This window comes from Bradyrhizobium sp. 1, assembly GCF_023073315.1.
In the GTDB taxonomy this organism is placed as follows: Bacteria; Pseudomonadota; Alphaproteobacteria; order Rhizobiales; family Xanthobacteraceae; genus Bradyrhizobium.
In genome coordinates this window covers 1-2,892 of sequence record NZ_JADPJH010000024.1, presented here as the reverse complement: position 1 = coordinate 2,892, position 2,892 = coordinate 1, and the positions used below count along the sequence as shown (strand labels likewise).

General features: G+C 64.9%; 4 protein-coding genes. All 4 read right to left on the bottom strand.

Going from position 1 to position 2,892, the window contains the following annotated elements; translation table 11 throughout:
- Nucleotides 1-52: 52 nt before the first annotated feature.
- Nucleotides 53-925 carry a protein-glutamate O-methyltransferase CheR gene (locus IVB29_RS20485; RefSeq protein ID WP_247505199.1) on the bottom strand — a complete coding sequence of 291 codons (873 nt, stop codon included), beginning with the start codon at nt 923-925 and terminating at the stop codon, nt 53-55.
- A complete protein-coding gene (locus IVB29_RS20480; RefSeq protein ID WP_247505198.1) occupies nt 922-2,124 on the bottom strand; it encodes a chemotaxis response regulator protein-glutamate methylesterase in 1,203 nt (400 codons plus the stop codon). The genes IVB29_RS20485 and IVB29_RS20480 overlap by 4 nt, the downstream gene beginning before the upstream one ends.
- 76 nt (nt 2,125-2,200) lie before the next feature.
- Entirely contained in the window at nt 2,201-2,566 is a 366-nt protein-coding gene (locus IVB29_RS20475) for a response regulator (RefSeq protein ID WP_007600538.1), read from the bottom strand.
- A 72-nt stretch (nt 2,567-2,638) separates the two neighbouring features.
- A partial coding sequence (locus tag IVB29_RS20470; protein WP_247505197.1) for a chemotaxis protein CheW occupies nt 2,639-2,892 on the bottom strand: 254 nt, incomplete at its 5' end.

The window sequence follows — 2,892 nt, the reverse complement described above, 5'->3', positions numbered from 1 at the left end:
GCCGCTACGCGGCGAGCCACCCTCTCCCACAAGGGGAGAGGGGAAGAACACCTCACCTCGCCGCAGCAACCTTCAGCGACGGCGGCATCAATCCGCCCATCGGGCGGCCGGAGCGCGCGGGGTTGAGCTGATAGAGGCCGCGACGATCGGTGATGGGGCGGAACGCATCGGTGATGCCGACGACGGATTCGGCGGCCCCTAACAGCAGCGTACCGTCGGCTTCCAGTCCCTTCGCCATGCGCTCGAAGATCACCGCCTTGGTGTCCTGATCGAAATAGATCAGCACGTTGCGGCAGAAGATCACGTCGAACGTGCCGAGATGGGAGAAGTCCTGCAACAGATTGAGCTGGCGGAACTGCACCATCGCGCGGATGTCGGCATTGAGCTGCCAGATGTCGCCGGCTTGCGTGAAGTATTTCATCAGGTGCTGGATCGGCAGGCCGCGCTGCACCTCGAACTGGCTGTAGAGACCGGCCCTGGATTTCTCCAGCACCTCCTGCGACAGATCGGTGGCGATGATCTCGATGCGCCAGCCGGCGAAGGCTGCGCCCATCTCCTTCACGCACATCGCGATCGAATAGGGCTCCTGTCCGGTGGAGGATGCCGCCGACCAGATGCGCAGCGACTTGCGCGCTGCGCGCGCCTGATGCAGGCCCGGCAGGATGGTTTCGCGCATATGATCGAACGGGATCTTGTCGCGGTAGAAGAAGGTCTCGTTGGTGGTCATCGCTTCGATCACGTCGGTGGCAAGCCGGCCATCGCCGTTCCTGATCTTCAGCACGAGATCGGGAATGCCGGGAAGGCTGGCCTTGCGCGCGAGCGGCAAGAGGCGGCTCTCGACCAGATACTGCTTGTCGGGCGAGAGATCGAGGCCGGAGCGCTCCTTCAGGAACTTGCGCAGATACTCATAGTCCGCTGGCGTCACGAGCGGTCCCCCGCAAACAGGCGGTTGACCTTGGCGCCGATCTGGTTGAGCGGCAGGATTGCCGAGCAGATCCCGGCATTGGCCGCCGCGCCCGGCATGCCCCAGACCACGCTCGTGGCTTCGTCCTGCGCGATCACGCTGCCGCCGGCGGCGACGATGTCCTTGCCGCCGCGCATGCCATCCGAGCCCATGCCCGTCAGGATCACGGAGAGGATGCTGCCATGCCAGATGTCGATGGCGGAGGTGAAGAGCGGATCGACCGCCGGCTTGCAGAAATTGACCGCGGGGCCGTCGTCGAGCGCGATCGCCACGTCCGCGCCGCTGCGCACGACGCGCATGTGCTTGCCGCCCGGTGCGAGATAAATCCGTCCCGGCTTCACCGGCTCGCCGTCGACCGCCTCGGCCGACGGCTTGCGGCTCGCGCGCGCCAGATGCTCGGCCAGAATGGTCGTGAAGGTCGGCGGCATGTGCTGGGTGATCAGCACGGGGAAACGGTCGATGACAGGGCCGAGCTCGGTGACGAGCGCCATCAGCGCCTGCGGACCGCCGGTCGAGGAGCCGATCAGCAGCACCTTGGGTGCCTGGGTCGAGAACGGACGCGTGGTCAGCGGACCTGACGACAGGGCATGTAGGGCCGGAGCCGGTGCGGGCGTAGCGGGCCGCGCGATAGCGGGTGCACGTGCAGCCGGTGCAGCATGGCTCGCGGGCGCCAGCGGCGGGCTCGCGACCGCGGGCTTGCGGCGGAGCCGCGCGCCGAGATGACGGATCTTCTCGATCAAATCATGATGGAAGATATCGGCGGCCGATGCCTCGCGCGTCGATTCCGGCTTCGGAATGTAATCGGCCGCGCCGAGCGACAGCGCCTTGAAGCTGATCTCCGCGTTGCGGCGGGTCAGCGTCGAGGCCATGATGATGATGAGATCACGCTTCTTCGCCAGCAGTTGCGGCAGCGCCGAGATGCCGTCGAGCTCCGGCATTTCGATGTCGAGCACGGCAACATCAGGATTGATGCGTTCGATCTGGTTGACCGCTTCGAGCCCGGTGCGCAGAGAAGCCGCGACCTCCATGTCGTGCTCGGCACCGATCCAGCGCGAGATCAGACCGCGGATGACGACGGAGTCGTCGACGACCATCACCCGCAGTGGCCCGGCTTCGCGCGACGAGCTCGTAGTCGAATTCCCTGCGAACGCAACACTCATTAACTCACCAACTCAGACTGAAACGGTACAGTTGAAAACAAGCGCCGAAGGATCCGTTCAGCCTCCGGGAGTTCGCTCAGATAAGTCCGACTTCCTGGAATTTCGCAGTCACGATGTCCTTGTCGAAGGGCTTCATGATGTATTCGTTGGCGCCGGCATGCAGCGCACGCGCAATATGCGCGACGTCGTTCTCGGTGGTGCAGAACACCACCTTCGGCTGGTCGCCGCCGGGCATGCGGCGGAGGTGACCGAGGAATTCGTAGCCGTCCATGACCGGCATGTTCCAGTCGAGCAGCACCGCGTCGGGCAGCCCGCGCTTGCAGGCTTCGAGCGCCTTCTCACCGTCCTCGGCTTCGAGGATCTGGAAGTCGAGGCCCTCAAGGATCCGGCGCGCAACCTTGCGGATGACGCTGGAATCATCAACGACGAGACAAGTTCGCATGTGAACCTCTGCTTCCTGTCCCCTTTGCGGGGGCACTTCCAATTGCAGGTACGTCGGCGGGTTGCCGGCGTATCAGGCCGCCATCATCTCGGGGGCGAGCTCGAGGACGCGATCGACGTCGAGGACGACCATGAGCTGGCCGTCGAGACGGTGGACACCGCCGGCGAGTTTCGCCATGCGAGGGTCGAGGTTGACGGGGTTCTCTTCCATGCCGTCGTCGGGAAGCCGCAGCACCTCGCCGATCTGGTCGATCAAGAGGCCATAGGATTCGCCGCGCAGATCGACGCCGACCGCCATCGGGGTCTTGCCGTCCTCGGGCTTGGGCA

Excerpts from the sequence above, each read along its gene's own strand:
- IVB29_RS20480 (WP_247505198.1), bottom strand. The coding sequence starts at position 2,124 with ATGAGTGTTGCGTTCGCAGGGAATTCGACTACGAGCTCGTCGCGCGAA.
- IVB29_RS20475 (WP_007600538.1), bottom strand. The coding sequence starts at position 2,566 with ATGCGAACTTGTCTCGTCGTTGATGATTCCAGCGTCATCCGCAAGGTT.